This window comes from Pseudomonas putida (assembly GCF_001636055.1).
GTDB lineage: Bacteria > Pseudomonadota > Gammaproteobacteria > Pseudomonadales > Pseudomonadaceae > Aquipseudomonas > Aquipseudomonas machongensis.
This window is the reverse complement of record NZ_CP011789.1, coordinates 1,418,051-1,444,175: the sequence shown is the minus strand read 5'-3', so window position 1 is coordinate 1,444,175 and position 26,125 is coordinate 1,418,051. Positions and strand designations below refer to the sequence as shown.

The window sequence follows — 26,125 nt, the reverse complement described above, 5'->3', positions numbered from 1 at the left end:
ACGATAGTTCAGCTTTGCCAAGGGAAATTTCACATTTTTTTTACAAGTCGAACGCACTGACCTGTTCGACCGAGGCGCCCCATAGAAGCGGGAGGATCTTGTGCAAGTGCTGCGTGTCGCCACTGCTGCAGAATTCGGCCTCACGCGCAGGCCCGTCGGCCAGCAGGTCGCGGGCCAGCAACAGGCGTTGCAACTGACGCGCCACGGCAGCACCGGTATCGATGATCGCCACCTCGGCCGGCACCATGTCGGCCAGCAGCGGGCGCAGGAAGGGATAGTGCGTGCAGCCGAGGATCAGCGTGTCGCAGCCGGCAGCCAGCAGCGGCTGCACGTAGCCGAGCAACATCTGGCGTAGCAGTGGACTGTTCAGGTCACCGGCCTCGATCAGCTCGACCAGGCCAGGGCATGGCTGGGTGACCACCTGCACATCGTTGGCGAAGCGGTCGAGCAAGGCGGCAAATTTTGCACTCTGCAAGGTGCCGGTGGTAGCCAGGACGCCGACCACACCGGAGCGTGTCGCCGCAGCGGCCGGCTTGACCGCAGGCTCCATGCCCACCAACGGCCAATCGGGGTAGCGCTCCCGCAAGTCAGCCACAGCCGCCACGGTCGCGGTATTGCACGCCAGGACCATGGCCTTGGCACCGCGTGCGTGGAAGAACTCGGCGATGCGCCGGCAGCGCTCACGGATGTAGTCGGGGGATTTCTCGCCATAGGGTACGTGGCCGCAATCGGCGACGTAGAGCAGCGACTCGTGGGGCAGCAAGCGCCGAATCTCGGCAAGCACCGACAAGCCACCGACGCCCGAATCCATCACGCCCACCGGCGCCGAGCGATCAGCCATGGCGATCGCCGCACACCGTGCAGGCCGGGTCTCGCTTGACCCGCAGCTCGCGCATGCGCGTGCCGAGGGCATCGATCAGCAACAAGCGGCCCACCAGGGGCTCGCCAAACCCGGCCAGCAGCTTCAGGGCTTCCAAGGCCTGCAAGCTGCCCACCAGCCCCACCAGCGGACCGATCACGCCGGCTTCGCTGCAGGTCAGCTCGGCCTCGCTGCCATGGCCATAGAGGCAGTGATAGCAAGGGCTGTAGTCGCGCCGAGGGTCGAACACCGACAACTGTCCCTCCAGGCGAATGGCCGCGCCGCTCACCAACGGTTTGCCGGCAGCCACGCATGCGGCGTTGACCGACTCGCGAGTGGCGAAGTTGTCGGAGCAGTCCAGCACCAGGTCCACCGCCGCCACCGCCGCAGCCAACGAGTCGTCGTCCAGGGCATGGCGATGGGCGACCAGGGTGACCTCCGGATTGATCGCCTGCAGACGCTGCAACGCCGAGTCGACCTTGGTCATGCCGACGCTGTCGCTGTCATGGAGGACCTGGCGTTGCAGGTTGGTCAGGTCGACCGTGTCGAAGTCGGCCAGATGCAACTCGCCCACGCCGGCAGCCGCCAAGTAGAGCGCGACGGGCGACCCCAGGCCACCGAGCCCGACCACCAGGGCCTTGCTCTGCTTGAGCCGCAACTGGCCGTCGATATCCACCTGCGACAGCAGGATCTGCCGGCTGTAGCGCAACAGTTCCTGGTCACTCAGCATGGCAGGCGCCCAAGGGAAATACGCTCATGCCCACCCAGGTCGCGGCGGCTGTCCACCTCGATGAAACCGCTACCAGCCAACAGGTCACGCACTGCGCCAGCCTGGTCGTAGCCATGCTCGAGCAACAACCAGCCGCCGGGCAACAGGTGCTGCGGCGCCTGGGCAATGATCAGACGCAGATCGTCAAGGCCATCTGGGCCGGCCACCAGCGCACTGCTGGGCTCGAAACGCACATCGCCCTCGCTCAAGTGCGGATCTTCGGCGGCAATGTAGGGCGGGTTGCTGAGGATCAGGTCGAAACGCTCGTCGGCCAGGGCGTCGAACCAGTGGCTACTGCGCACCTGAACATTCATCAGGTGCAGGCGCGCGCGGTTGCGCTCGGCCAGGGCCACGGCCTCGTCGATGCGATCGACTGCCGTCACCTGCCAGGCCGGGCACTCGCTCGCCAGGGCCAGGGCGATGGCGCCGCTGCCGGTGCCAAGGTCAAGCACCCGGGCAGGTTTGGCAGGCACCCGTTCGAGCGCGGTTTCCACCAGCAACTCGGTGTCTGGTCGAGGGATCAGCGTGTGCGGCGCGACTTCAAGGTCGAGCTTCCAGAAGCCCTGCTGACCGAGAATGTACGCCACCGGCTCACCTGCGCGACGGCGTTCGAGAAAGGCCGCAAAGGCCTGCGCCGCCTCGCTGCTGACGATACGCTCGGGCCAGGTGTGCAGGTAGCTGCGCGACTTGCCCAAGGCAGCGGACAGCAACAACTCGGCGTCCAGGCGCTCGGTGGGCGAATTGGGCAATTGCGCATTGCGCAGCAGGCTGGCGATGATGGTCATCAGTCCCCCAGGGCGGCCAGTTGATCGGCCTGGTATTCGGCCAGCAAGGGTTCGATCACCGCATCGACACCACCGGCGAGCACATCGTCGAGGGAGTAGAGCGTCAGGTTGATGCGATGGTCGGTGACCCGACCCTGCGGGTAGTTGTAGGTGCGGATGCGCTCGGAGCGGTCGCCCGAGCCCACCAACAGCTTGCGCTCGCTGGCAATCGCATTCTGCGCGGCGCTGGTCTGCATGTCGTTGAGCTTGGCCGACAGCCACGACATGGCGCGGGCGCGGTTCTTGTGCTGGGAACGTTCTTCCTGACACTCGACGACGATGCCGGTCGGCAAGTGGGTGATGCGGATCGCCGAATCGGTCTTGTTCACGTGCTGACCACCCGCACCCGAGGCGCGATAGGTGTCGACGCGCAGGTCGGCCGGATTGATCTCGATTGCGGCCTGCTCGTCAGGCTCGGCCAGCACCGCCACGGTGCAGGCGGAGGTGTGGATGCGGCCCTGCGATTCGGTTTCCGGCACGCGCTGCACCCGGTGCGCCCCGGACTCGAACTTGAGCTTGCCGTATACGCTGTCGCCCTCGACGCGGGCGATGATTTCCTTGTAGCCGCCGTGTTCACCCTCGTTCTCGGAGAGAATCTCCAGGCGCCAGCCACGCTTCTCGGCGTAGCGCGAGTACATGCGGAACAGATCGCCGGAAAAGATCGCAGCCTCGTCGCCGCCGGTGCCGGCACGGATCTCGAGAAACACGTTGCGCCCGTCGTTGGGGTCCTTGGGCAGCAGCATGCGCTGAAGCTGCGACTCCAGGACGACGAGTTGCTCCTTGGCTTCGCGCACTTCCTCCACGGCCATCTCGCGCAGGTCCGGATCGCTGTCCTTTAGCAGCGCCTGGGCGCCCTCCAGATCCTCCTGGACCTTGCACCACTCCTTATAGGCGACGAACACCGGCTCGACTTCGGCATATTCACGGGAATAGGCGCGGAAACGGGTCTGGTCGGAAATGACTTCGGCATCACCCAGCAGGGCGGTGAGTTCTTCGAAGCGGTCCTGGAGGATGTCCAGTTTTTTCAGCAGCGACGCTTTCATTGCGTGGGTTTGTCCGTCGAGCCCTCATGGAGGGCAAAGAGTTCCTGGGCCATGGCCAGCGCATCGACGCGGCCTTCGGCAGAGAGCTTTTTAAGTTGCACGCTGGGCGCGTGCAACAGCTTGTTGGTCAGGCCGCGGGCCAGCTGGGCGAGTACTTCTTCGGGGTTACCGCCGTTGGCCAGCAGGCGCTGGGCTTTTTGCAGTTCCTCATCGCGCAACCGCTCGCTCTGCTGGCGGTAGGCTTTGAGCACGTCTACCGCAGCCAGCTCGCGCAGGCGCGCCATGAAGTCATCGGCACCGAGATTGACCAGCTCTTCGGCGGCCTGGGCTGCACCCTGGCGGCTCTTGAGGTTTTCGGCGACGACTTCGTGCAGGTCGTCGACCGTATAAAGATAGACGTCGTCCAGCTCGCCCACCTGCGGCTCGATGTCCCGCGGCACAGCGATGTCGACCATGAAGATCGGCTTGTGCCGGCGCTGCTTCAGCGCGCTCTCGACCGCGCCCTTGCCGAGAATCGGCAACTGGCTGGCGGTGGAACTGATGACGATGTCACTGTTGGCCAGTTCCTGCGGGATGTCCGCCAACAGCACGGCATGGGCACCGAACTGCTCGGCGAGGATGCTGGCGCGCTCGAGCGTGCGGTTGGCGACGACGATCCGCTTGACCCCCTGCTCATGCAAGTGGCGGGCGACCAGGGTGATGGTTTCGCCGGCACCGATCAGCAGGGCCTGGCTGCGGCCCAGGTCGGCGAAGATCTGCTTGGCCAGGCTGACGGCGGCGAAGGCGACCGAGACCGGGTTCTCACCGATGGCGGTGTCAGTGCGCACCTGCTTGGCGGCACTGAAGGTGGCCTGGAACAGACGCCCGAGCAACGGGCCGATGGTGCCGGCCTCACGGGCCACGGCGTAGGCCGATTTCATCTGGCCGAGGATCTGGGGCTCGCCCAGCACCAGCGAGTCGAGCCCGGAGGCGACACGCATCATGTGTTTGACCGCATCGTGTTCTTCGTGAACGTAGGCACTGGCACGCAGCTCGTCGAGGCTCAGGCGGTGGTAGGCGGCCAGCCATTGCAGCACGGCGTCGGCGCTGAGCTGGTCCTGCTCTATATAGAGCTCACTGCGGTTGCAGGTCGACAGGATCGCCGCCTCGCGGCTGGCGGTCAGTCGGCAGAGCTGCTGCAGGGCATCGACCAGCTGCTCGGGCGTAAACGCCACGCGCTCGCGTACGTCTACCGAGGCAGTCTTGTGGTTGATACCGAGGGCGAGAAAGGCCATGCAAGGTCGCTGGTTGGGACGGGAAGCCGATAATTGTCCTACTTCGCAGGATTCAGGACAACCACCGTTCGCTATTGTCGTGATGAGCCTGGGCTATCGTGAGGCCTGCAGGCATGGCCCGAACCCGGCCAGGCATCTGCCGCAAACACGTGTGACAGTCGGCCTGCCCCCGAACATCACGCGCTCAGCGCGGTCACACACTTCGCGGGTGGGTTTGCCCCCGCGCTTGTGTCATCATGCTCCGACCGCCGGTTAGTCCACCAAAGCCTCTATGAACAGACCCTACGCATTGCTGCTTGCCTTCGCCCTGCTCCAGGGCTGCCAGAGCCTGATCCCGCACAAGAGCGAGGATCAGCAAGCTGTTGCCGAAGCCGACAAGCCCGAGGCGAAAACCCCTGTGGTGTATGGATCGTTCAAACAGGACACGCTCTACAGCCTGCTGGTGGCTGAACTTGCCGGCCAGCGCAACCGCTTCGACATCGCCCTGGCCAACTATGTCGACCAGGCACAGAAAACCCAGGACCCGGCCGTCTCCGAGCGTGCCTACCGCATCGCCGAGTACCTCGGGGCCGATGAACCGGCCCTCGACACCGCGCTGATCTGGGCCCGCAACGACCCGCAGAACCTCGACGCCCAGCGCGCCGCGGCGATCCAGCTGGCCCGCTCCGGCCGCTACGACGACGCCATGGCCTACATGGAGAAAGTGCTCCAGGGCCAGGGCGATACCCACTTCGACTTCCTCGCCCTGTCTGCCGCCGAAACCGACCAGAGCACCCGCGACGGGCTGATGCAAAGCTTCGACCGCCTGCTGGTCAAGTACCCGGACAACAGCCAACTGGTCTTCGGCAAGGCCCTGCTGCTCAACCAGGACGGCAAGACCGAACAGGCACTCGAACTGCTCGAAAGCCATCCGCCACGCAATGGCGAAATCGCGCCGATCCTGCTGCGCGCGCGCCTGCTCCAGGCCCTGGACCGTGGCGGCGAAGCACTGCCACTGCTGCGCGGGGCGATTCGCGACAATCCGGACGACAAGCGCCTGCGCATCACGTATGCCCGCACGCTGGTCGAACAGGACCGCATCACCGACGCCAAGGCCGAGTTCGAAAGCCTGCTGCAACAGTACCCGGATGACGACGAACTGCGTTATTCGCTGGCGCTGGTGAGCATGGAGAACAAGAACTGGGACGAGGCCGAAGGCTACCTGCAGGAGATGGTCGAGCGCGACAGCAACGTCGACGCCGCGCACCTGAACCTCGGGCGCATTCGCGAAGAACGCGGCCTCCCGGCAGCGGCCCTGCGCGAATACGCGCTGGTCGGCCCAGGCCCCGACTACCTGGCCGCGCAATTGCGCCAAGCCGATATCCTGATCGCCAACGGCCGCAGCGCCGAGGCCTCGCGCCACCTGGCCGAAGCCCGCGAGGCACAGCCCGACTATGCGATCCAGCTCTACCTCATCGAGGCCGAAACCCTGGGCAACAATGGCAAGGAAGCCCAGGCCGACCAGGTACTGCAGCAGGCCATCAAGCGTTACCCCGACGATCTCAACCTGCTCTACACCCGCGCCATGCTGGCTGAAAAGCGCGACGACCTGCCGCAGATGGAAAAAGATCTGCGCGCCATCATCGCCCGCGAACCGGAAAACGCCATGGCCCTCAACGCCCTGGGCTACACCCTGGCCGACCGCACCACACGCTATGGCGAAGCAAAAGCACTGATCGACAAAGCCCACCAGCTCACCCCGGACGACCCAGCAGTGCTCGACAGCCTGGGCTGGGTCAATTATCGCCTGGGCAACCTGGACGAGGCCGAGCGCCTGTTGCGCCAGGCGCTGGAGCGCTTCCCCGACCATGAAGTCGCCGCCCACCTGGGCGAGGTGCTGTGGGCCAACGGCAAGCGCCGCGAAGCGCGCCAGGTCTGGGCCAAGGCCTTCGCTGAACAACCCGACAGCCCTATCCTGCGCAAGACCGTCCTGCGCCTGACCGGATCCGAGAACCTTTAAATCATGCGTTTGCGTCATCTCATCACCTTCGCCCTGATCGCCCTGCTCACCGGCTGCGCCGGTTTCGGCACCCGTGAAGCCGTCCAGGGCAAGGGCAGCCCGCAACAGTGGCGCGAGCACAAGCAACAGCTGAGCACCCTCGACGGCTGGCAGATCAACGGCAAGGTCGGCATCCGCGCCCCGCGTGACTCGGGCAGCGGCACGCTGTTCTGGCTGCAGCGCCAGGACTACTACGACATTCGCCTGGCTGGGCCCCTGGGTCGCGGCGCCGCACGCCTGACCGGCCGCCCCGGCGGCGTGGTGCTGGAAGTGGCCAATCAGGGCCGTTACGAGGCAGCGAACCCCGAAGCCCTGCTCGAAGAGCAGCTCGGTTGGCGCCTGCCGGTATCGCACCTGGTCTGGTGGGTGCGCGGCCTTCCGGCCCCGGACAGCAAGAGCCAACTGACCCTCGATGGCGACAGCCGCCTGGCCCGCCTCACCCAGGACGGCTGGGAAGTCGAATACCTGAGCTACATCGAACAGAACGGCTACTGGCTGCCCGAGCGCCTGAAGCTGCACGGCGAAAACCTCGACGTCACCCTGGTGGTCAAGGACTGGCAACCCCGCCAGCTGGGACACTGATCCGATGCAAAGGCTCACCCTGCCCGCGCCGGCCAAGCTCAACCTGTGGCTGCACATTACCGGCCGACGCGCCGACGGCTATCACGAGCTGGAAACCGTGTTTCAGTTCCTCGATCACGCCGACCAGCTGAGCTTCGAGCTGCGCGACGATGGCCTGATCCGCCTGAACACCCAGATCGCCGATGTCCCCCACGACAGCAACCTGATCGTGCGCGCAGCGCGCAAGCTGCAGGAACAGTCCGGCACACCGCTGGGTGTCGACATCTGGCTCGACAAGGTCCTGCCCATGGGCGGCGGTATCGGTGGCGGCAGTTCCGATGCGGCCACTACCCTGCTCGCCCTGGATCATCTGTGGCAGCTCGACTGGCCGGTCGACCGCCTGGCTGCGCTGGGGCTGACACTGGGGGCCGATGTGCCGGTGTTCGTACGTGGTCATGCCGCCTTCGCCCAAGGCGTGGGCGAACAACTGACCCCGGTCGATCCGGAAGAACCCTGGTATGTCGTGCTGGTGCCGCAAGTGTCTGTCAGCACAGCGGAAATTTTTTCGCATCCAGAGTTGACACGTGATTCCCTCCCCCTTAAGATGCGCCCCGTTCCCGAGGGAAACAGTCGAAATGACTGCCAACCGGTGGTAGAGCAACGTTATCCAGAAGTTCGCAATGCGCTGAATTCGCTGGGTAAATTTACGGAAGCTCGAATGACCGGCACTGGAAGTTGCGTGTTTGGGGCCTTCCCAAGCAAAGCCGAAGCTGATAGAGTTCTGGCCCTTCTTTCAGAGACCCAAGCAGGGTTTGTGGCAAAAGGAAGCAATGTTTCGATGTTGCATCGCAAGCTGCAAAGTCTGATCAAGAAGTCGAGCGCATAAGCGTTCGCAGCAACAGATACAGGGGCGTCGCCAAGCGGTAAGGCAGCAGGTTTTGATCCTGCCATGCGTTGGTTCGAATCCAGCCGCCCCTGCCATTTTCCTTATACTCATCCAGGTTACCCTCAGCCTTCAGGTACTGCGCGTGTCCAAGATGATGGTCTTCACGGGGAATGCCAACCCCGATCTGGCTCGGCGTGTCGTACGTCAGCTGCATATCCCACTGGGTGATGTTTCTGTCGGTAAATTCTCCGACGGCGAAATCAGCACTGAGATTAATGAAAACGTCCGCGGTAAAGACGTCTTTATCATTCAGCCGACCTGCGCTCCGACCAACGATAATCTGATGGAACTGGTAGTGATGGCCGACGCCTTCCGCCGCTCCTCAGCTTCCCGAATCACCGCCGTGATTCCTTACTTCGGATACGCCCGCCAGGACCGCCGTCCGCGTTCGGCACGTGTAGCCATCAGCGCCAAAGTCGTCGCTGACATGCTCACTGTCGTGGGTATCGACCGTGTTCTCACCGTCGACCTGCACGCTGACCAGATCCAGGGTTTCTTCGATATTCCTGTCGACAACATCTACGGTTCGCCCGTACTGGTCGACGATATCGAAGACCAGCGTTTCGATAATCTCATGATCGTCTCCCCCGACATCGGTGGTGTGGTGCGTGCACGCGCCGTCGCCAAGTCGCTGGGTGTCGACCTGGGTATCATCGACAAACGCCGCGAGAAAGCGAACCACTCCGAGGTGATGCATATCATCGGCGACGTCGAAGGGCGCACCTGCATCCTGGTAGACGACATGGTCGACACCGCCGGCACCCTGTGCCACGCGGCCAAGGCCCTGAAAGACCACGGCGCTGCCAAGGTCTACGCCTATTGCACTCACCCGGTTCTGTCGGGTCGTGCGATCGAGAACATCGAGAAGTCGGTGCTCGACGAGCTGGTGGTGACCAACACCATCCCGCTGTCCGCCGCTGCTCAAGCCTGTGACCGTATCCGCCAACTGGATATCGCACCGGTAGTCGCTGAAGCGGTCCGCCGCATCAGCAACGAAGAATCGATCAGCGCGATGTTCCGCTAAGCGGAACGCACGCTGACGAAAAGCGCCCCGCCCCGGCATCGATGTCGGGGCGGGGCTTTTTTGCCATCCCCGTCCGGCGCTGGTCGCAAACGCCCTCGGGGGGCTATTTTGGAGAAACAAAATGACTGATTTCACCCTGAACGCCCAAGCGCGTACTGACCTGGGGAAAGGTGCGAGCCGCCGCCTGCGTCACTCGCTGAACATCCCTGCCGTTGTCTACGGTGGTAACAAGGACGCCGAGTCCCTGACCATCCTGGCCAAGGAAATCACCAAGCTGTTCGAAAACGAAGCTGCCTTCAGCCACGTTCTGGAACTGAACGTCGACGGCAAGAAGCAGAACGTCATCGTCAAGGCCCTGCAGCGCCACCCGGCCAAAGGCTTCATCATGCACGCCGACTTCGTTCGCGTCGTTGCTGGCCAGAAGCTGACCGCCAAGGTTCCGGTTCACTTCGTTGGTGAAGAAGCCCCGGTCAAGAAAGGCGGCGAGATCTCCCACGTAGAATCCGAGATCGAAGTTTCCTGCGAAGCCAAGGACCTGCCTGAGTTCATCGAAGTCGACCTGTCCAAGGCCGAAATCGGCACCATCATCCACCTGTCGGACCTGAAAGCTCCGAAAGGCGTAGAGTTCGTCGCTCTGGCCCACGGTGATGACAAAGCCGTTGCCAACGTTCACGCTCCACGCGTGTCCGCTGAAGCTGCTGAAGAAGGCGCTGCCGAGTAATCCACTCGCACGCCGGCGTTGATCGGGTTACAGTGCCGCGCGCACCGTAACCCACCAACTCCAAGGAAAGAGCCCCTGACGTGACCGCCATCCAGTTGATCGTCGGCCTGGGTAACCCCGGCCCCGAATACGAACAGACCCGGCATAACGCAGGGGCTCTTTTCGTTGAACGCATTGCCAGTGCCCAGCGCGTTTCGCTGTCCGCTGACAAAAAGTATTTTGGCCTGACGGCTAAGTTCAGCCATCAGGGCAACGATGTTCGCCTGCTGATTCCCACCACCTACATGAACCGCAGCGGCCAGTCCGTGGCGGCATTGGCCAATTTCTTCCGTATCAAGCCGGAAGCGATCCTGGTGGCACATGACGAACTCGACCTGCCTCCCGGCGTCGCCAAGCTCAAGCGTGGCGGCGGGCATGGCGGGCATAACGGCCTGCGCGACATCATCGCGCAGCTCGGTAACCAGAACGACTTCCACCGCCTGCGGCTTGGCATTGGCCACCCGGGCGACGCCAAACTGGTCTCCAACTTCGTCCTGGGCCGCGCGCCGCGCGCCGAGCAGGAGAAGCTCGACGCCAGCATCGATTTTGCCCTCGGCGTGCTGCCGGACGTGCTGGCCGGCGACTTCGCCAAGGCCATGCGCGAACTGCACAGCCAGAAGGCCTGACTTTCTAGAAAGGGGAATTCCCATGGGTTTCAATTGCGGCATCGTCGGCCTGCCCAACGTCGGCAAGTCCACCCTGTTCAACGCCCTGACCAAATCCGGTATCGCGGCGGAGAACTTCCCCTTCTGCACCATCGAGCCGAACAGCGGCATCGTGCCAATGCCCGACGCACGCCTGGCGGCGCTGGCCGAGATCGTCAAGCCGAACCGCATCCTGCCGACCACCATGGAATTCGTCGACATCGCGGGCCTGGTCGCCGGCGCCTCCAAGGGTGAAGGCCTGGGCAACAAGTTCCTCGCCAACATCCGCGAGACCGACGCCATCGCCCACGTGGTGCGCTGCTTCGAAGACGAGAACGTGATCCACGTCTCCAACAGCGTCGACCCCAAGCGCGACATCGAGATCATCGACCTCGAACTGATCTTCGCCGACCTCGACAGCTGCGAAAAGCAACTGCAGAAGGTCGCTCGCAACGCCAAGGGCGGCGACAAGGAGGCCCTGGCACAGAAGGCCTTGCTGGAAAAGCTGATCCCGCACTTCACCGAAGGCAAGCCTGCGCGCAGCCTGATGAAGCACATGGCTGACGATGAAAAGGCCGCGATCCGTGGCTTCCACCTGCTGACCAGCAAGCCGGTCATGTACATCGCCAACGTTGCCGAGGACGGCTTCGACAACAACCCGCACCTGGACGTGGTGAAAGCCATCGCCGAGGAAGAAGGCGCGGTCGTGGTGCCGGTGTGCAACAAGATCGAAGCGGAGATCGCCGAGCTGGAAGACGGTGAGGAGAAGGACATGTTCCTCGAGGCCCTCGGCCTTGAAGAACCCGGCCTGAACCGCGTGATTCGCGCCGGCTACGAGCTGCTCAACCTGCAGACCTACTTCACCGCCGGTGTGCAGGAAGTCCGCGCCTGGACCGTCCGCGTTGGCGCCACCGCCCCGCAAGCGGCCGGTGTCATCCACACCGACTTCGAGAAGGGCTTCATCCGCGCCGAAGTGGTCGCCTATGACGACTTCATCCAGTTCAAGGGTGAAAGCGGCGCCAAGGAAGCCGGCAAGTGGCGCCTGGAAGGCAAGGACTACATCGTCAAGGACGGTGATGTGATGCACTTCCGCTTCAACGTCTGATCGCGCTGCAGGAGCATTCGGTACGCCGCCTCACTCCCAGCCAATAAAAAACCGCGCCTTTGCGCGGTTTTTTATTGGCTATTGGAAGCCTCGATGGGCGAGGGCCGCTAGGCGAACATCACGGCTACTGTTAATGCAGCTGGAATTGACAAGTCCAATCCCCCCGCTTTATCCCGCCGGCATCAACCACCATCATTGAATCAACCGCTCCACTGTCGACCATTGACGCAAGCAACACTGCGAGGGCCCGCACATGACCAGCATTCCCCGCGACACCCTGCCATCCGCCCGCAATCTTCAGGCACGGCTGGAGCCGGTGTTCTACGCCCTGCTGCGCGGTGTACTGGGCATCGTCATGTTCACCCACGGGCTGCCCAAGCTGCTGGGTGACTCACATGGCTCGATGGCCGATCCGATGGCCAGCTCGACCCACCTCATCGGCAACGTGATGGGCCTGCCGTTCGCTGCCGAACTGGCGTTTCTGGTGATGCTGCTGGAAACCGTCGGCGCGCTGATGCTCGTCGTCGGCGTGCTGACCCGGCCCGTTGCCCTGGCCATGGCGGCGGAGATGGTCGGGATCAGCTACGCCCTCGGTCCGACCTGGCCGTGGGTGGACCGGGGCATCGAATATCCGGTGATCCTCGGCAGCCTGGCGTTGTACATGGCCATCCGGGGCGGCGGACGCTTTGCCTTGGACCACACGTTGTGGCACGGGCGCTAAGTGCAACACGGCCCGTTCAGGCAACGCTCGCATCCCCACCTGGCGCCTGGTCCATCGCCTGCAACAACTCGATGAACGCCTCGGCCTGGGGCGACAGCACATGACGGCGCAGGCTCACCACGCCGTCACGAATCTGCAGGGCTTCAAGGTCCGGTGAGATGTCCACCGGCTTGAGCTGATGCAATCGAGCCCCCTCCTCTGCCGCCAGACTCAATTGCAGCTGTGATGCACAGCCGATGGCATCGGACTGCAGGACGATATCCAGCAACGGCCGCCCGTTCTCGCACTCCACCGCCGGCAGGTAATCACGACGCCCCGAGTACTGCAGCACGAGGCTGCGCACACCGAAGGAGCACACCATCGGGAAGACGAGCAGTTGCTCGCGGGTAACACCTTCCTGGGTTGCCAGTGGATGGTCGTGACGGCAGAAAAAGCACCAGCTGCGCGGCTGCAACTGACGGATGCGGTAGTTGGGGTCGAGCTCGAAGCTTTGCGAACTGGCGATGAAAAACTCGATTTCTTCGGCCATCAAGCGCCTGTTGAGGTTTTCACGGGTATCGACGACGAAGTGCGCGTTGACCTGCGGTTGCAAGGCGATGAAGCGCGCCAGCGTGCGCGGCACCAGGCCGGCAGCCGGTGCCGGAGCGCAGCCGAAGTACAGCATGTCGCGATCAGCGCTGTTGAGGCGGCTGATCTTCTCACCGAGCTCTTGCGCCTTGCCGAGGATGTCCAGTGCATACGACAGCAGCAGTTGCCCCTGTGCTGTCGGCGGCAATCCCTTTTGCTCGCGCTCTAACAGCTTGCAGCCGGCCTGATGCTCGAGGGCCTGGATGCTGCGGCTGAAGGCCGGCTGCGAGAGGCTCACGGCCTGTGCCGCGAGGGAAAAACTCCGGTGATTCATCAAGGCAACGAAATGCCGGAGATTCCTCAGCTCGTAATGCATTTGATGCATGACCTCTTTTGCAAAAAGCAATTGTGTATGCGGGCGGGGAATCTTAGTCTTAAAGAACCAAAAAAAACAAACAAATATATTTTAATAACCAATTGGAATATATGTTGTTTGTTAATCCAGATGCGGCAGGACAGCCACCATGAGTATTGCGAAAGAAGACACTTCAGGAACTGAACGCGAGTACAGCGCCGATGTGCTGGTGATCGGTGGCGGCCCGGCCGGTGCGTGGGCGGCGATTGGCGCTGCCGCAAAGGGCGCCAAGGTCATCCTGGTCGACAAAGGCTATTGCGGCGCCTCCGGGGCTACTGCGCCCTCCGGCACTGCCGTGTGGTGTGTGGCGCCGGAGGCCGAAGCCCGCAAGGTCGCCAAAGCGAGCCGCTATGCCATGGGCGGCGAGCTGGCCGAGCCGCGGTGGATGGATCGCGTCCTGGAGCAGACCTGGCGCAATCTGGAGTTGCTCGCCGAATGGGGCTATCCGTTCCCGGTGGACGAACAGGGCCGCCAGCGGTGGGTGTCGCTGCAGGGCCCCGAGTACATGCGCCTGATGCGCAAGCGGGTCAAACAGGCGGGTGGGCGCATTCTCGATCACAGTCCGGCGCTGGAACTGCTGGTCGATGAGCACGGCCAGGTCAGCGGCGCCACCGGCATCAGCCGGCAGAAGCAGCAGCGCTGGAGCGTGCGTGCCGGGGCAGTAGTGCTGGCCACCGGTGGCGTGGCTTTTCTCAGCAAAGCGCTGGGCTGCAATGTGCTGACGGGCGACGGCCACCTGATGGCTGCCGAAGCAGGCGCGGAGTTTTCCGGGATGGAGTTCTCCAATGCCTATGGCCTGGGGCCAGCCTTCGCCTCGGTGACCAAGTCGGCGCTGTACTCCTGGGCCACGTTCTACCATGCCGATGGCCGTGAGATCGAAGGGGCAGGCTCGGCGCGTGGTCGCGGTGTGATCGCCAAGACCTTGATGAACGAGCCGGTGTTCGCCTGCATCGACCGCGCCGATGCCTCTACCCGCCAATGGATGCGCTCGGCGCAACCGAACTTCTTCCTGCCCTTCCAACGCATGGGGCTCGATCCGTTCAGCGATCGCTTCCCGGTGACCTTGCGCCTGGAAGGCACCGTGCGCGGCACCGGTGGCCTGCGTATCTGCAACGACCAGTGCGCCACCTCGGTACCCGGGCTGTATGCCGCTGGCGATGCTGCAACCCGCGAACTCATCTGCGGCGCCTTCACCGGCGGCGGCAGCCGTAACGCCGCCTGGGCGCTGTCCTCCGGGCTATGGGCCGGGGCCGGGGCCGCCGAATTCGCCCGCGACCAGCGCGGCAGCGCCATGCGCCGCCTGCTACAGTCCGGTACGGTCGGGCTGCGAGGGCAAGGCAAGCATGCCTTCGACCCGGAAGCGACGATCCGCGCCGTCCAGGCCGAAGTCTTCCCGTACGAACGCAACTGGTTCCGCCAGGGCGACCGACTCGACGCTTCGCTTGGCCGCCTCGACCCGCTGTGGCAGCAGCTGCGCCAGGCCGCGCCCGCCAGCCCCGAACACCTGCTGCGCGCCCGTGAAGCGGCCGCCCTGCTTGCCACCTCACGCTGGATGTACCGCAGCGCCCTGGCCCGCACCGAAAGCCGAGGCATGCACCGGCGCGACGATCATCCCCGGCTCGACCCCGAGCAGCGTCACCGCCTCATCAGCGGCGGCCTCGACGAGGTCTGGACCGCACGCGAAACACTCGGCCCCGCCGACCACAGCCTGCTGCCGGAGAAAGCCGCATGATCGAACTGATCAGTGCCGACCGCTGCACCGGCTGCAACATCTGCGTGCTGGTATGCCCGACCGACGTGTTCGAAGCGATGCCCGGCCAGGCACCGCTGATCGCGCGGCAATCCGAGTGCCAGACCTGCTTCATGTGCGAGGTCTACTGCCCGGAAGATGCGCTGTTCGTCTCGCCACTGGCCGATGAACAGGCCGCAGTGGACGAACAGCAATTGACCGCACAGGGCCTGCTCGGCGGTTACCGCGAAGCCCTCGGCTGGGGCAAGGGGCGTCACTCGACCGCCGCCCTTGATGAAAGCTACCAGTTCATCAAAGGCATCTAGAGGCTGTCGCCGCGGGATCACCTGCGCCGTTTCAAGCCGTCCATGCCGGCGGGCAACTGGGCATCGGGGAAATGCGTCGAGAGCGTTGTCTCGCGCCACTGCTCCAGCTCTTCGGCACGCGCGCGCTCGTCGAGCCCATACACGTACAACGCATCGCCACCGAGCAGCAGGCGCAACGGCAGGTCGTCGCGGCGCGACAACTGCACGATCAGTTCGGCGATCTTCTGCGGGTCACCCACTTCGTTGCCACCGTAGCCCGCCAGCAGGCGCAGCACATGGCCGACGGTCACATCGTAGTCTTCCAGCATGCCCTCGAGCGGACGCTTGGCCTCGCTCGCCCAGTCGGTGCGCATGCCACCGGGCTCGAGGGTGCAGACCTGGATGCCCAGCGGCGTGACTTCCTTGGCCACCACATCGCTGAAACCACCCACCGCCCACTTGGCCGCCTGGTAGGCCGAAAGGCCGGGCGTCGAGGTGCGCCCCCCCACCGAAGACACCTGGAAGATATGGCCGCTACGCTGCTTGCGCATCACCGGCAGAACTGCACGCGTCAGGTTGACGACACCGAACAGGTTGGTCTCGACCTGCGCACGAAAGTCATCCGCAGCCATCTGCTCGAACGGCGCGGTATGGCCATAACCCGCATTGTTGACCAGCACATCGAGGCGGCCAAAGGCATCGAGCGCAAGTTGCACCGCCTCCTGCGCGGCCTGCTCGTCGGTGACGTCCAGGGCGACGACCCGCACGTGCTGCTCGCCGTACTGCGCCACCAGATCGTCCAGGCGCCGTGGGTCACGGGCGCCAGCGACCAGAACATCGCCGTTGCGCAGTACTGCTTCACTGATGGAGCGACCCAGGCCACGGGCCGCACCGGTTACAAGCCAGACTTTGGACATGATTCGACTCCTTCGCCGATGCATATGAGTGATTAATCACTCATTTAAAAGGTATAAAAAAACCTGTCAGCGTCCCCCAAGGGCCGCCCACAGGGCATTGAATCCAGCCGTACGATAAGCCTCGGCCTGATCGGGTGACTGCTTGATGAACTCCATGGCTGTCTCGGCCATGGACACGAACATCGCGCCATAGAACGCCTGCGCCTGCTCTGCCGGCAACCCGCTGGAAGCGGTGCGCTCGCGCAGCAGTGCCCCCACCTCATCGAAACCCTCGCTGCCTGCGGCACGGTGCTCGGCATCGATGCGTCCGCTGACACTCAACTGGCGCAGAGCCTCGCGTGCCGCAGGGCTACCGATACCCCAGTCGACGTAACCGTTCCAGGCATGTCGAATAGCGGCCTCGGTCGTCGCGTTACGGGGAAAGTCAGCCATCATGGCCAGGCGCAGACCGGCCTTGAGCTCCAGGTACAAGGCGTTGAGCAGCACGTCCTTGTTTTCGAAGTAGGTGAACACTGTCCCCTCGGCCACACCCGCCAGCCGCGCAATGCGCGCGGTAGTGGCACTCAGGCCATCCTCGGCGAGCGCCTGGCTGGCGGCGGCGAGGATGGCGTTGCGCTTGTCGTGACTGCGGGGACGGGCCATGGCGATGTGGACACTTAACTGAGTGAGCGCTCAATCATATTCATATTCGCCTCGAACGCAAGTCCTCCCGACCTGCGGTACCCTTGCCGACCCAGCGCAAAGAGCACGGCAGCGTCACCGATCAGCCGTTGCGGAACAGGAAGCTGTAGGCGTTGAGCGCCGGCACACCGCCCAGGTGCGCATACAGTACCCGCGAACCTTCGGGGAACTCCCCATCGCGCACCCTACCGATCATCCCCGCCATCGACTTGCCCTCGTACACAGGGTCAGTCAGAACACCCTCCAATCGGCCACACAGGCGGATCGCCTCCAGCGTGCCCTCGTTCGGCAGCCCGTATTCGGGATAGGCATAGCGGGTATCGAGCACCACATCGTCCTCGGTGATCTCGCGCCCCAGGTCTACCAGCTCGGCGGTGTGACGAGCGATGCGCAGGATCTGTGCCTTGGTCTGCTCCGGTTTGGCTGACGCGTCGATGCCGATCACCCGCTGCGAGCGGCCATCGGCGGCAAAACCGACCACCATGCCCGCCTGGGTGCTGCCGGTGACCGAACAGACCACGATGTAGTCGAACTTGAAGCCCAGCTCCGCCTCCTGCTGGCGCACCTCTTCGGCAAAGCCGACAAAGCCCAGCCCGCCGTAGGGATGCTCGGAGCACCCTGCCGGAATCGGGAACGGCTTGCCGCCCTTGGCGCGAACATCAGCCATTGCCTGCTCCCAGCTGGGGCGGATACCGATGTCGAAGCCCGCGCTGTCGAGCCGCACATCGGCGCCCATGATGCGCGACATCTCGATATTGCCGACGCGGTCATACACAGCGTCGGAGTAGTTCACCCAGTTTTCCTGCACCAGCACGCACTTCATGCCCAGGTGCGCGGCCACTGCGGCGACCTGACGTGTCTGGTTCGACTGAATGCCGCCGATCGACACCAAGGTGTCACAGCCTTGTGCCAGCGCTTCAGGGATCAGGTATTCGAGCTTGCGTGTCTTGTTGCCACCAAAAGCCAGGCCGCTGTTGCAGTCCTCGCGTTTGGCATAGAGCTCGACCTTGCCGCCCAAGTGGGCACTCAAGCGCTTGAGCGGGGTGATTGGGGAGGGTCCGAAGGTCAGCGGATAACGCGTGTAGCGACTCAGATTCATGGCTGTGCTCCCAATTGCGAAACGCGCGGATCGCGGGCTCCGATAGCGTCAATGCTAGGGAGGTTGGCCAAAAAACGGGTTGCAAGTTTTCCCTGAATTTCGAGCTATTGTTTTATTGAACGATGATTTCACATCACTTTGTTGTGAGGATCAGGTATTGAAAGCAACAAATGAACGCAAGCAAAAGAAACCGTCTCTCTCCGGCCCGCCACAGCTCGACCGTATCGACCGCGCGATCCTGCGCGCCCTGCAGCAGGACGCCTCGATCGCCAACGTGGCCTTGGCCGACAAGGTCAAGCTCAGCGCCCCGGCCTGCCTGCGACGGGTCGAACGCTTGAAGCAGGCGGGGTTGATCAAGGGCATCGTCGCCCTACTGGACAGCGAACGCCTCGATGCAGGGATGGTGGTGCTGATAGGCGTGGTGCTCGACCGCTCCACCCCGGAATCCTTCGCCGCGTTCGAAGCGGCCGCGCAGAAGGTCTCCGGGTGCATGGAGTGCCATGTGGTGACGGGGGAGTTCGACTACTTCATGTTGCTGCGCACACGCGACAGCCAAAGCTTCAACCGCCTGCACGCCGAACAGTTGCTGTACCTGCCAGGAGTACGCCAGATCCGATCGTTCATGGGCTTGCGCCAGGTGCTTTCGACGACACGAATCGTGTTGTAGAGGGGAGATTGCGCTGTTCTTTTCGCCAGCAAGCCCGCGAAGAGAACAGCGCAGTCGGTGATCAACACGCCCAAGGCACTGGCGCCTCAGGCTCGATGCCATAGCGCGCGATGGCATCGGCACACCGCTGGCGTTGCAACACACCTTCATCGGCCAGGCTCGAAAGCGCCGCCAGCACGATCTGTCGACTGTCGACCTCGAAGAAGCCACGCAGCTGCTCACGGCTGTCGCTGCGCCCGAAGCCATCGGTGCCCAAGGCAACGAAACGATCCTGCACATACGGCGCAACCAGATGCGGCCAGGCGCAGACATAATCGGTCGCGGCGATCACCGGCGCGCCCTTGGGCAGGCACTGCACCAAGTGACTGGCCCGCGCCGGTTCCTGCGGATGCAGCCGGTTCCAGCGCTCCACCTCCCGTGCCTCGCGCGCCAGCTCGCTGAAACTGGTGGCGCTGAACACTTCGCTGGCCACGCCCCAGTCCTGTGCCAACAGGCGTGCCGCCGCCTGCACCTCGCGCAGGATCGTGCCTGAGCCCAGCAACCGTACCTTGCCAGTTGCCCCCTCCGGCATGTGCTGCTCCAACCGGTAGAGCCCCCGGATGATATCGCCTTCGACCCCATCCGGCAGGCTGGGCTGTGGATAACTTTCGTTCATCAGGGTGACGTAGTAGAACGCGTCTTCCTGCGCTTCGAGCATGCGCCGCATGCCGTGGTCGAGGATCACCGCGAACTCACCGGCAAACGCCGGATCGTAGGCACGGCAGTTGGGCACGGTCGAGGCGATCAGCAGGCTGTGGCCGTCCTGGTGCTGCAGCCCTTCGCCACCCAGGGTGGTACGCCCAGCGGTAGCGCCCAGCAGGAAACCACGGGCGCGCTGGTCGGCGGCAGCCCAGATCAGGTCGCCGATGCGCTGGAAGCCGAACATCGAGTAGTAGATGTAGAACGGCAGCATCGGCAGGCCATGGGCGGAATAACTGGTGGCCGCCGCCACCCACGAGCTGATCGCCCCCGCCTCGCTGATGCCTTCTTCAAGGATCTGCCCGTCCAGCGCCTCGCGGTAGCAGAGGATCGAACCGATGTCTTCGGGCTCGTAGCGCTGGCCGACGCTGGAATAGATACCGATCTGCTTGAACAGGTTGGCCATGCCGAAGGTACGCGCCTCGTCGGCGACGATAGGCACTACCCGCGGCCCGAGCTGGCGGTCCTTGAGCAGCCCGCCGAGCATGCGCACGAAGGCCATGGTGGTGGACATTTCCTTGCCATCGGCCTGGGTGGCGAACGCCGCGTAGCTGGCCAGCGCTGGCACCGGCAGCCCCTCGGCCTGGCGTGGTCGCGACGGCAGGTAACCGCCCAGTGCCTGGCGACGTGCATGCAGATAGCGCATCTCGTGGCTGTCGTCGGCGGGCTTGTAGAAGGCCAGGGACTCGGTCTGCTCATCGCTCAATGGCAGGTTGAAGCGATCGCGGAAGGCCATGAGCGCCTCGCGGTCGAGCTTCTTCTGCTGATGCGTGGTCATCTTGCCCTGCCCCGCCTCCCCCATGCCGTAGCCTTTCTTGGTCTGCGCCAGTACCACGGTCGGGCGACCATCGCCTTGCTGGGCGGCATGGTAGGCGGCATGGATCTTCACCATGTCGTGACCACCGCGCTTGAGCCGGTCGATCTGCTCGTCGCTCATGCCCTGGGCCATCCGGGCCAGCGCCTCGCTCTGGCCGAAGAAATGCTCGCGGTTGTAGCGCCCATCCTTGGCGGCGAAGGTCTGAAACTGCCCATCGACGGTGGCCGACAGCGTGCGCTCCAGCTCGCCGCTTGCATCGCGGGCGAACAGGCCATCCCAATCCGATCCCCAGACCAGCTTGATCACCCGCCAGCCAGCACCGCTGAACAGTGCCTCCAGCTCATCGATGATGCGCCCGTTACCACGTACCGGGCCGTCCAGGCGCTGCAGGTTGCAGTTGACCACCCACACCAGGTTATCCAGGCGCTCGCGCGCCGCAAGAGTGAGCGCCGACATGCTTTCCGGTTCATCCATCTCGCCGTCGCCGAATACCCCCCACACGCGCCGCCCAGCGCCCTGACGCAGGCCGCGGTGCTCCAGGTAGCGCATGAAGCGCGCCTGGTAGATCGAACTGATCGGCCCGATGCCCATGGAGCCGGTCGGAAACTGCCAGAAATCAGGCATCAGCCAGGGATGTGGATAACTCGACAGGCCCTGCACATCGCGGCGCCGTGCAGTGATTTCCTGTCGATAGTGCTCCAGCTGCTCAACCTGCAAGCGGCCCTCGAGGAAGGCCCGGGCGTAGACACCCGGCGCAGAGTGCGGCTGGAAGAACACCAGGTCGCCCGTGCCCGGCGTATCGCCGCCACGGAAGAAGTGGTTGAAGCCGACCTCGAACAAGTCGGCAGCACTGGCGTAGCTTGCAATATGACCGCCCAGCTCGCCGTAGGCCTGGTTGGCGCGCACCACCATGGCCAGCGCGTTCCAGCGCATGATCGAGGCCAGACGCTCCTCGGTCGCCAGATCGCCCGGAAAGGCCGGCTGCTGCTCGACGCCGATGCTGTTGATATAGGGCGTGCCATGCCCTGGCTGCCAGCCCACGGCATGATGCCGCGCCAGCGCCGCAAGCCTGTCGAGCAGAGCCCGCGTGCGCGGCGCGCCTTCGTGTTCGAGCAGCGACAGTAACGCGTCGCGCCACTCATCCAGGCCCTGGGTGTCGATGTCGTCCTCGGCGGACGGCTCGCGCAACGATCCTGCAGCTTGATGGATGCTCATGACAGCACTTGCACCTCGGTGTACTTGTTGGAGGGGGACGGTTTCAGACCGCCAGGAAGCGTTCCTCGAGAATTCGCTTGACCAGCATCCGCGCGACATCGACGACCTGCTCGACCTGTGTCACGGGCGAGCCCTGGCGATTGATCGCGGGATCGAGCTGCAGGCAGCGCAGCTCATGGCCACACACTGAGCCTAGCCATGCCAGGCGCACCTGCCCGTCGCTCTCGAGGTCCAGCAGGTAGCAACGCTTGGAGACCGCTCGCAACAGGGCGCTGGCCTCGCACGCCGACTCGGCGGCAAGCGTGCGCTGCCCATCGCCTGCTGCCAGCCAGTTGGCCTGCAGGCCGTCCATGTCCTGCACGTGCAGATGGGCAACTTCGTTCCAGCCCTCAAGCGCAGCGTGCAACCCGATGCTCAGAATCTCGGGCAACGCTGCACTGGACACCACCACCACCGCCACGTCCTGCGATGGCGCCTTCACCCACCTTGCGAACCTGGAAATCGTCAGCATGGCCTGCTCCCTCTCGTCGGGTCTGTGCGCATGAAACCTGCTCCAGAACGATACTCAGCGCACGATTGAATTTCATACCTATTCTTACCCTTGAACAGGAACAACCTTCCAAGCTTCAAGCCCCAACTGAAGGCTGTCCCGTCATGGCTTCGTAAAGCAGGCAATCATCCCGGCAGCCGCACAAACCTGACGGCAAGCGGGCTACACACCAGACCGAGGAAACGCGATGAAAGAGCCCGCCAAGCCCATCGAGGTCAACACCCACGAACGCAAGATCCTGCGCGCACTGCAAGCCAACGGCCGAATCAGCAACGCGGAACTGGCGAAGAAGGTCGGGCTGAGCACCACCGCGTGCTGGAACCACACCAAACGGCTGTTCGATGCGGGCGTGATCAAGGGGGTGCATGCCCACGTCGATCCGAACGTGCTGCAGCAGGGCACCGTGGTGCTCATCGGCGTGGTGCTGGATCGCTCCACCCCCGAGAGCTTCGCCGCGTTCGAAGCGGCCGCGCGCAACCTGCAGCAGGTGCTGGAGTGCTGGCTGGTGGCGGGGGATGTGGACTACTTCCTGAAGATCCGCGTGCGTGACCTGCCGGCCTTCAACCACCTGCACAATACGCAGATCATCGCCCTGCCTGGGGTGCGGCAGGTGCGGACCTTCTTCGTGCTCAACGAGGTGAAATCGGGCGGTCTCATCTCGATCTGAGGCAACGCCACCCGCCTTGGTAAACCGTCCCAGGCGTGCATCCATTCCTTCTTTTTCGAGCTGTGCCCCGACGCTCTAATGCCGGGAGCGGTTCGTCGAAGACGCTCCGCTTCCCCCAGGAACGGAGCGTCCCATGCCACTCATCAAAGCATCCATGCAATTGCCGGTTCTGGCGGTGGCCTTGCTGTACACCGGGCTCGCCAGTGCACAGCCTGCCGACCCGCAGGCCGAGACCCTGCAACTGGAGCGCCGTGCCGAACAATGCGCACCGCATCTGGAGAGTCTTGAGCGGCTGCTCATCGACAAGATCCATGGCCTGGAGCCCACCATGGGTGAAAGGCTGCGACAGATTCCCGAAATCGAACGTCGTATAGCACACCTTCACCAGCAGCTGGACCAAGAGCGCCAGGACTACGAAAAAGTGTCGTGGCGCCCTGAGCACCGCATACGTCTGGAAGCGCTTGAAAACGAAATCTGGAACAACCAGAGCGCCATCCACTCGACCCGGCTCGACGAGCGCAACCTGACGGTGATGAAACCGGCACTCAGCAGCACCCGCCAACAACAGAGTGCCCTACTCCAGCAACTGGACGCATTCACCGCCGCACGCCATGACTGTGAACACCCCCAACGCGGCCCTCAGTGCTACGCCGAGGAGGTCCTGCCTCTGCACCCTCTGCTGAAGTCGGCACTCGACGACACCCATGCGCTGCTCGAAACGCTCTGGTCACCGCTCAGTGACGTTGCCTTCTATTCGATGGCATGGATCGACGACTGCGCGGCAACAGCCCCCCCTGGATTCGGGCAACAGACATCCCCCTGGTTCCACGCCCCCGCTGGATAGTTCTCCCAATTCACAGAAGAGGTCCACCATGTCTGAACTTACCCCATTCATCAGCCGCAGAGCCCTGATCGAAAAAAACATCCGTCAGGAACTGGCAACCCATGGCGCATCCCAACCGTTGAACCTGCCAACCGTCGACAGCCCGCTCGTGACTCACTATGTGAACAGGATCGAAGGCTCCTACGACTCATCACGCGCGAAGATCGATACGGATCACGCCATCGACCTGCTCTACATCGCCTACAACACCACGCCCCAACGCAACGGCGACATCCGCGTCAAGATCAGCAGCATCATGAACAACCTGATCAAAGCGCAGCAGGAGAGCGAACGCCAGATCAAGGCCGCCAGCAATGCCGCCAGCCGTCTCACCCGCAAGCTCAACCGCGGCCTGACCGGCTGGACCGCCGCCAAGGAAACCGGTGACATCGCGCAGATCAAGCGCTTCGTAAACAAAGAACTGATGGAGATGGCCAACGAGATCAAAAACTCGGCCATGGCGGTCAACGCGAGCCTGCAAACCATCGTCGACCGCTACGATTGCATCATCGATGACACCCACGAAGTGACTGCCAGCAGCGAAATGGCCTTGAGCACGACACTTGAGGCCAACGAAAAAATTCGCCAGGAAATTCTTCAGCACAAGGCTCGCAGCAAACAACTGGAATCGCTGATAGCCGACATGCAACAACAGGTCAAGCGCTACGAGTCACTCGCCCGCGACTATGCAAATCAAGCCAAGTCTTCCGAGGAGCGCGCCTTCTGGGCAGGCATCCTGCGTGGTGCTGCGCAGGTGATATCGGCCGCCATGCCACTGGCGGCCATGGCTGCCAGCGGCGGCAGCTCGTCTCTGGTCGCCGCTGCCTCAGTCGCCGCAGGCGTCGGAAAAGGCGCCAACGGTGCCCAGGGCAACGCCACTGGCGACCTCATCCGCCTGAAGAAAGAGCGCTCCGAGCATCGCGCCGAACTGGCGTTGATAAAGGAGGAGGTGGACAAACTGCAGACGTCGATCTCAGGTTATCAGGCGCAGAAAGGCAAGGAGGCCGACACCGGCAAACTCAAGGTGCTGGAGAACCGGATCACCGAAGCCGAAGGGCTTCTGGCCAAGGCCAAGGCCAAGCACCAGGAGGCCAAGGAGCACCTTGGATCACTGGAGTCCGCGCTCCAGGCTCTGGCCTCGGCAGCCGGTGATATCAGCGATGCCAGCCGGGCACAGGCCAACAACCTGCGCCAGATGCAGCTGCAGATGCTCGATAATGCCGACAAGTACGAGACCGCCAGGCGCGAACAGGCAGCCGAACTGCTGGAAGTTTCCGTGCTGATGGCAGGCAAGGGCAGCGAGCAGGAGATCATCGAGCTGGCGATCAGGTCACTGAACCTGAGCGTGAGCGCCCTCAAGCGCACCCGTGAAATCGTCGTGGAAATAGCGTTCTTCTTCCGCTCGTTCTGCGACTTCATGGAGGTCATCCGCCAGGATGCCCAAGAGCAGATCGAAGAGTTCGAAGATGCCGAAGACATCGACTCGAGTCGCGACTACCTCTTTTCGCAATTGTGTGAGTCCACCGACGCATTCTTCATCAGCCAGACCGGGCAGTGGATCGCCGTCGGCATTGTCTCCGATCATTTCGCCCTGACATTCAAGGACGGCTGGAGCAAGCTCAACAAACTGTCCGGAAAGTACATCACCAACGATGAACTGCCCGCCTATCTCACCGAGGCGGCGGGCAAGCTGGACATGATCGCAGCCGATCGCAATGCCGCCAGCCACGAGCGTCAGGTGTACCTGGAAAACTACCGTAACGAACTCAACGCCGATTAATGGCCGCCCGGCGGGGGCAAATAATCAGTTCAGAAAATCGTGAACTGATTATTTGCCCCCGCCGATTTTTCCCCTTGGCACGTCTCTCCAGAATCGCCTCACCACAATCACAATAACCGTGAGGCCACTCCCGTGGACCAGACCCTCCAGGTACGGCAAGCTGCCGCCGACCTCGTCGACGCCTTTGCCAGTAACGACACCGCCCGCTATTTCGCCTGTTTCAGCGAAGACGCCACCTTCCTGTTCCATACGCTGCCCCACCCGCTGCTGTCTCGGCGCGCCTATGAAGACCTTTGGGCTCAGTGGCAAGCCGACGGCTTTGCCGTGCTCGACTGCGCGTCGAGCAATGCCCACGTGAGCCTGCAGGGCGATCTGGCGATCTTCATGCACGACGTGGCCACACGCATTCGCATTGCCGAGCAGGAACAGGCGCTGAACGAGCGCGAGACCATCGTGTTCCGCCTGCAAGGCGAGCGCTGGCTGGCGTGCCATGAACACCTGTCGGTCGCCTCCTGCACCTGACTTTC

26 protein-coding genes and 1 tRNA gene are annotated in these 26,125 nt (G+C 63.4%); 16 read left to right on the top strand and 11 right to left on the bottom strand.

The window, feature by feature from the left end; genetic code table 11:
* Positions 1-40: 40 nt before the first annotated feature.
* Genes murI through hemA form a run of 5 tightly spaced genes read right to left on the bottom strand, consistent with a single transcriptional unit; the run spans position 41 to position 4,769 of the window.
* The gene (gene murI, locus AB688_RS06535) at positions 41-841 is read right to left on the bottom strand and encodes a glutamate racemase (RefSeq protein WP_054894607.1); all 801 of its coding nucleotides are present in this window, start codon (positions 839-841) and stop codon (positions 41-43) included.
* Positions 834-1,589 carry a molybdopterin-synthase adenylyltransferase MoeB gene (locus AB688_RS06530; RefSeq protein ID WP_054894608.1) on the bottom strand — a complete coding sequence of 252 codons (756 nt, stop codon included), beginning with the start codon at positions 1,587-1,589 and terminating at the stop codon, positions 834-836. Before AB688_RS06530 ends, murI begins: the two co-directional genes overlap by 8 nt.
* The gene (prmC, locus tag AB688_RS06525; protein ID WP_063542911.1) at positions 1,583-2,413 is read right to left on the bottom strand and encodes a peptide chain release factor N(5)-glutamine methyltransferase; all 831 of its coding nucleotides are present in this window, start codon (positions 2,411-2,413) and stop codon (positions 1,583-1,585) included. Before prmC ends, AB688_RS06530 begins: the two co-directional genes overlap by 7 nt.
* The gene (prfA, locus tag AB688_RS06520; RefSeq protein ID WP_054894610.1) at positions 2,413-3,495 is read right to left on the bottom strand and encodes a peptide chain release factor 1; all 1,083 of its coding nucleotides are present in this window, start codon (positions 3,493-3,495) and stop codon (positions 2,413-2,415) included. Before prfA ends, prmC begins: the two co-directional genes overlap by 1 nt.
* Entirely contained in the window at positions 3,492-4,769 is a 1,278-nt protein-coding gene (hemA, locus tag AB688_RS06515; RefSeq protein WP_063542909.1) for a glutamyl-tRNA reductase, read from the bottom strand. The genes prfA and hemA overlap by 4 nt, the downstream gene beginning before the upstream one ends.
* 271 nt (positions 4,770-5,040) lie before the next feature.
* On the opposite strand from hemA, the gene AB688_RS06510 reads away from it, so the two are divergent.
* The 9 genes from AB688_RS06510 (at position 5,041) to AB688_RS06470 (ending at position 12,568) form a co-directional block, all read left to right on the top strand.
* A complete protein-coding gene (locus AB688_RS06510; protein ID WP_063542907.1) occupies positions 5,041-6,768 on the top strand; it encodes a tetratricopeptide repeat protein in 1,728 nt (575 codons plus the stop codon).
* A 3-nt stretch (positions 6,769-6,771) separates the two neighbouring features.
* Positions 6,772-7,389, top strand: a complete 618-nt coding sequence (gene lolB / locus AB688_RS06505) for a lipoprotein insertase outer membrane protein LolB (RefSeq protein ID WP_054894613.1) — start codon at positions 6,772-6,774, stop codon at positions 7,387-7,389.
* Positions 7,390-7,393: 4 nt separating this feature from the next.
* Positions 7,394-8,254: a 4-(cytidine 5'-diphospho)-2-C-methyl-D-erythritol kinase gene (gene ispE / locus AB688_RS06500; protein WP_063542905.1), complete on the top strand. Its 861-nt coding sequence runs from the start codon at positions 7,394-7,396 to the stop codon at positions 8,252-8,254.
* A 20-nt stretch (positions 8,255-8,274) separates the two neighbouring features.
* Positions 8,275-8,349, top strand: a tRNA-Gln gene (locus tag AB688_RS06495).
* Between the two features lie 47 nt (positions 8,350-8,396).
* Complete coding sequence (locus tag AB688_RS06490) at positions 8,397-9,338, top strand: ribose-phosphate pyrophosphokinase (protein ID WP_029614333.1); 942 nt, start codon at positions 8,397-8,399, stop codon at positions 9,336-9,338.
* A 121-nt stretch (positions 9,339-9,459) separates the two neighbouring features.
* Positions 9,460-10,059 (top strand): 50S ribosomal protein L25/general stress protein Ctc, encoded by a 600-nt coding sequence (locus AB688_RS06485; RefSeq protein ID WP_054894615.1) that lies wholly within the window; start codon positions 9,460-9,462, stop codon positions 10,057-10,059.
* Positions 10,060-10,139: 80 nt separating this feature from the next.
* Positions 10,140-10,724, top strand: a complete 585-nt coding sequence (gene pth, locus AB688_RS06480; protein ID WP_054894616.1) for an aminoacyl-tRNA hydrolase — start codon at positions 10,140-10,142, stop codon at positions 10,722-10,724.
* Between the two features lie 22 nt (positions 10,725-10,746).
* Positions 10,747-11,847: a redox-regulated ATPase YchF gene (gene ychF / locus AB688_RS06475; RefSeq protein WP_054894617.1), complete on the top strand. Its 1,101-nt coding sequence runs from the start codon at positions 10,747-10,749 to the stop codon at positions 11,845-11,847.
* 253 nt (positions 11,848-12,100) lie between these two features.
* Positions 12,101-12,568, top strand: coding sequence for a DoxX family protein (locus AB688_RS06470; RefSeq protein ID WP_063542904.1), 468 nt, complete (start codon positions 12,101-12,103; stop codon positions 12,566-12,568).
* A gap of 16 nt (positions 12,569-12,584) precedes the next feature.
* Here AB688_RS06470 and AB688_RS06465 read toward each other — a convergent pair whose 3' ends face one another.
* On the bottom strand, positions 12,585-13,511 hold the full coding sequence (locus AB688_RS06465) for a LysR family transcriptional regulator (RefSeq protein ID WP_063542902.1): 927 nt from the start codon (positions 13,509-13,511) through the stop codon (positions 12,585-12,587).
* Positions 13,512-13,659: 148 nt separating this feature from the next.
* Here AB688_RS06465 and AB688_RS06460 point away from each other — a divergent pair, with 148 nt between their 5' ends.
* Both AB688_RS06460 and AB688_RS06455 read left to right on the top strand, forming a co-directional pair.
* Complete coding sequence (locus tag AB688_RS06460) at positions 13,660-15,282, top strand: FAD-dependent oxidoreductase (protein ID WP_063542900.1); 1,623 nt, start codon at positions 13,660-13,662, stop codon at positions 15,280-15,282.
* Positions 15,279-15,605: a 4Fe-4S dicluster domain-containing protein gene (locus tag AB688_RS06455; RefSeq protein ID WP_063542898.1), complete on the top strand. Its 327-nt coding sequence runs from the start codon at positions 15,279-15,281 to the stop codon at positions 15,603-15,605. Before AB688_RS06460 ends, AB688_RS06455 begins: the two co-directional genes overlap by 4 nt.
* Positions 15,606-15,622: 17 nt before the next feature.
* Here the strand turns inward: AB688_RS06455 and AB688_RS06450 are convergent, their stop codons facing one another.
* From AB688_RS06450 to AB688_RS06440, 3 genes are all read right to left on the bottom strand, one after another.
* Positions 15,623-16,501 carry an SDR family NAD(P)-dependent oxidoreductase gene (locus AB688_RS06450; protein WP_063542896.1) on the bottom strand — a complete coding sequence of 293 codons (879 nt, stop codon included), beginning with the start codon at positions 16,499-16,501 and terminating at the stop codon, positions 15,623-15,625.
* Positions 16,502-16,567: 66 nt separating this feature from the next.
* A complete protein-coding gene (locus AB688_RS06445; protein WP_063542894.1) occupies positions 16,568-17,143 on the bottom strand; it encodes a TetR/AcrR family transcriptional regulator in 576 nt (191 codons plus the stop codon).
* Between the two features lie 121 nt (positions 17,144-17,264).
* Positions 17,265-18,281: a 1-aminocyclopropane-1-carboxylate deaminase gene (locus AB688_RS06440; protein ID WP_063542893.1), complete on the bottom strand. Its 1,017-nt coding sequence runs from the start codon at positions 18,279-18,281 to the stop codon at positions 17,265-17,267.
* A 157-nt stretch (positions 18,282-18,438) separates the two neighbouring features.
* On the opposite strand from AB688_RS06440, the gene AB688_RS06435 reads away from it, so the two are divergent.
* Positions 18,439-18,948 carry an Lrp/AsnC family transcriptional regulator gene (locus AB688_RS06435; RefSeq protein WP_063542892.1) on the top strand — a complete coding sequence of 170 codons (510 nt, stop codon included), beginning with the start codon at positions 18,439-18,441 and terminating at the stop codon, positions 18,946-18,948.
* Positions 18,949-19,009: 61 nt separating this feature from the next.
* Here AB688_RS06435 and mdeB read toward each other — a convergent pair whose 3' ends face one another.
* Both mdeB and AB688_RS06425 read right to left on the bottom strand, forming a co-directional pair.
* Entirely contained in the window at positions 19,010-21,718 is a 2,709-nt protein-coding gene (gene mdeB / locus AB688_RS06430) for an alpha-ketoglutarate dehydrogenase (RefSeq protein ID WP_063542890.1), read from the bottom strand.
* A 43-nt stretch (positions 21,719-21,761) separates the two neighbouring features.
* Positions 21,762-22,229 carry a hypothetical protein gene (locus AB688_RS06425; protein ID WP_063542888.1) on the bottom strand — a complete coding sequence of 156 codons (468 nt, stop codon included), beginning with the start codon at positions 22,227-22,229 and terminating at the stop codon, positions 21,762-21,764.
* Positions 22,230-22,455: 226 nt separating this feature from the next.
* Here AB688_RS06425 and AB688_RS06420 point away from each other — a divergent pair, with 226 nt between their 5' ends.
* The 4 genes from AB688_RS06420 (at position 22,456) to AB688_RS06405 (ending at position 26,120) form a co-directional block, all read left to right on the top strand.
* Positions 22,456-22,935 carry an Lrp/AsnC family transcriptional regulator gene (locus AB688_RS06420; RefSeq protein WP_063542886.1) on the top strand — a complete coding sequence of 160 codons (480 nt, stop codon included), beginning with the start codon at positions 22,456-22,458 and terminating at the stop codon, positions 22,933-22,935.
* Between the two features lie 133 nt (positions 22,936-23,068).
* Positions 23,069-23,779 (top strand): hypothetical protein, encoded by a 711-nt coding sequence (locus tag AB688_RS06415; RefSeq protein WP_063542884.1) that lies wholly within the window; start codon positions 23,069-23,071, stop codon positions 23,777-23,779.
* A gap of 28 nt (positions 23,780-23,807) precedes the next feature.
* Complete coding sequence (locus tag AB688_RS06410) at positions 23,808-25,598, top strand: hypothetical protein (RefSeq protein ID WP_063542882.1); 1,791 nt, start codon at positions 23,808-23,810, stop codon at positions 25,596-25,598.
* Positions 25,599-25,730: 132 nt separating this feature from the next.
* A complete protein-coding gene (locus AB688_RS06405; protein WP_063542880.1) occupies positions 25,731-26,120 on the top strand; it encodes a YybH family protein in 390 nt (129 codons plus the stop codon).
* The last annotated feature ends 5 nt before the right edge of the window (positions 26,121-26,125 follow it).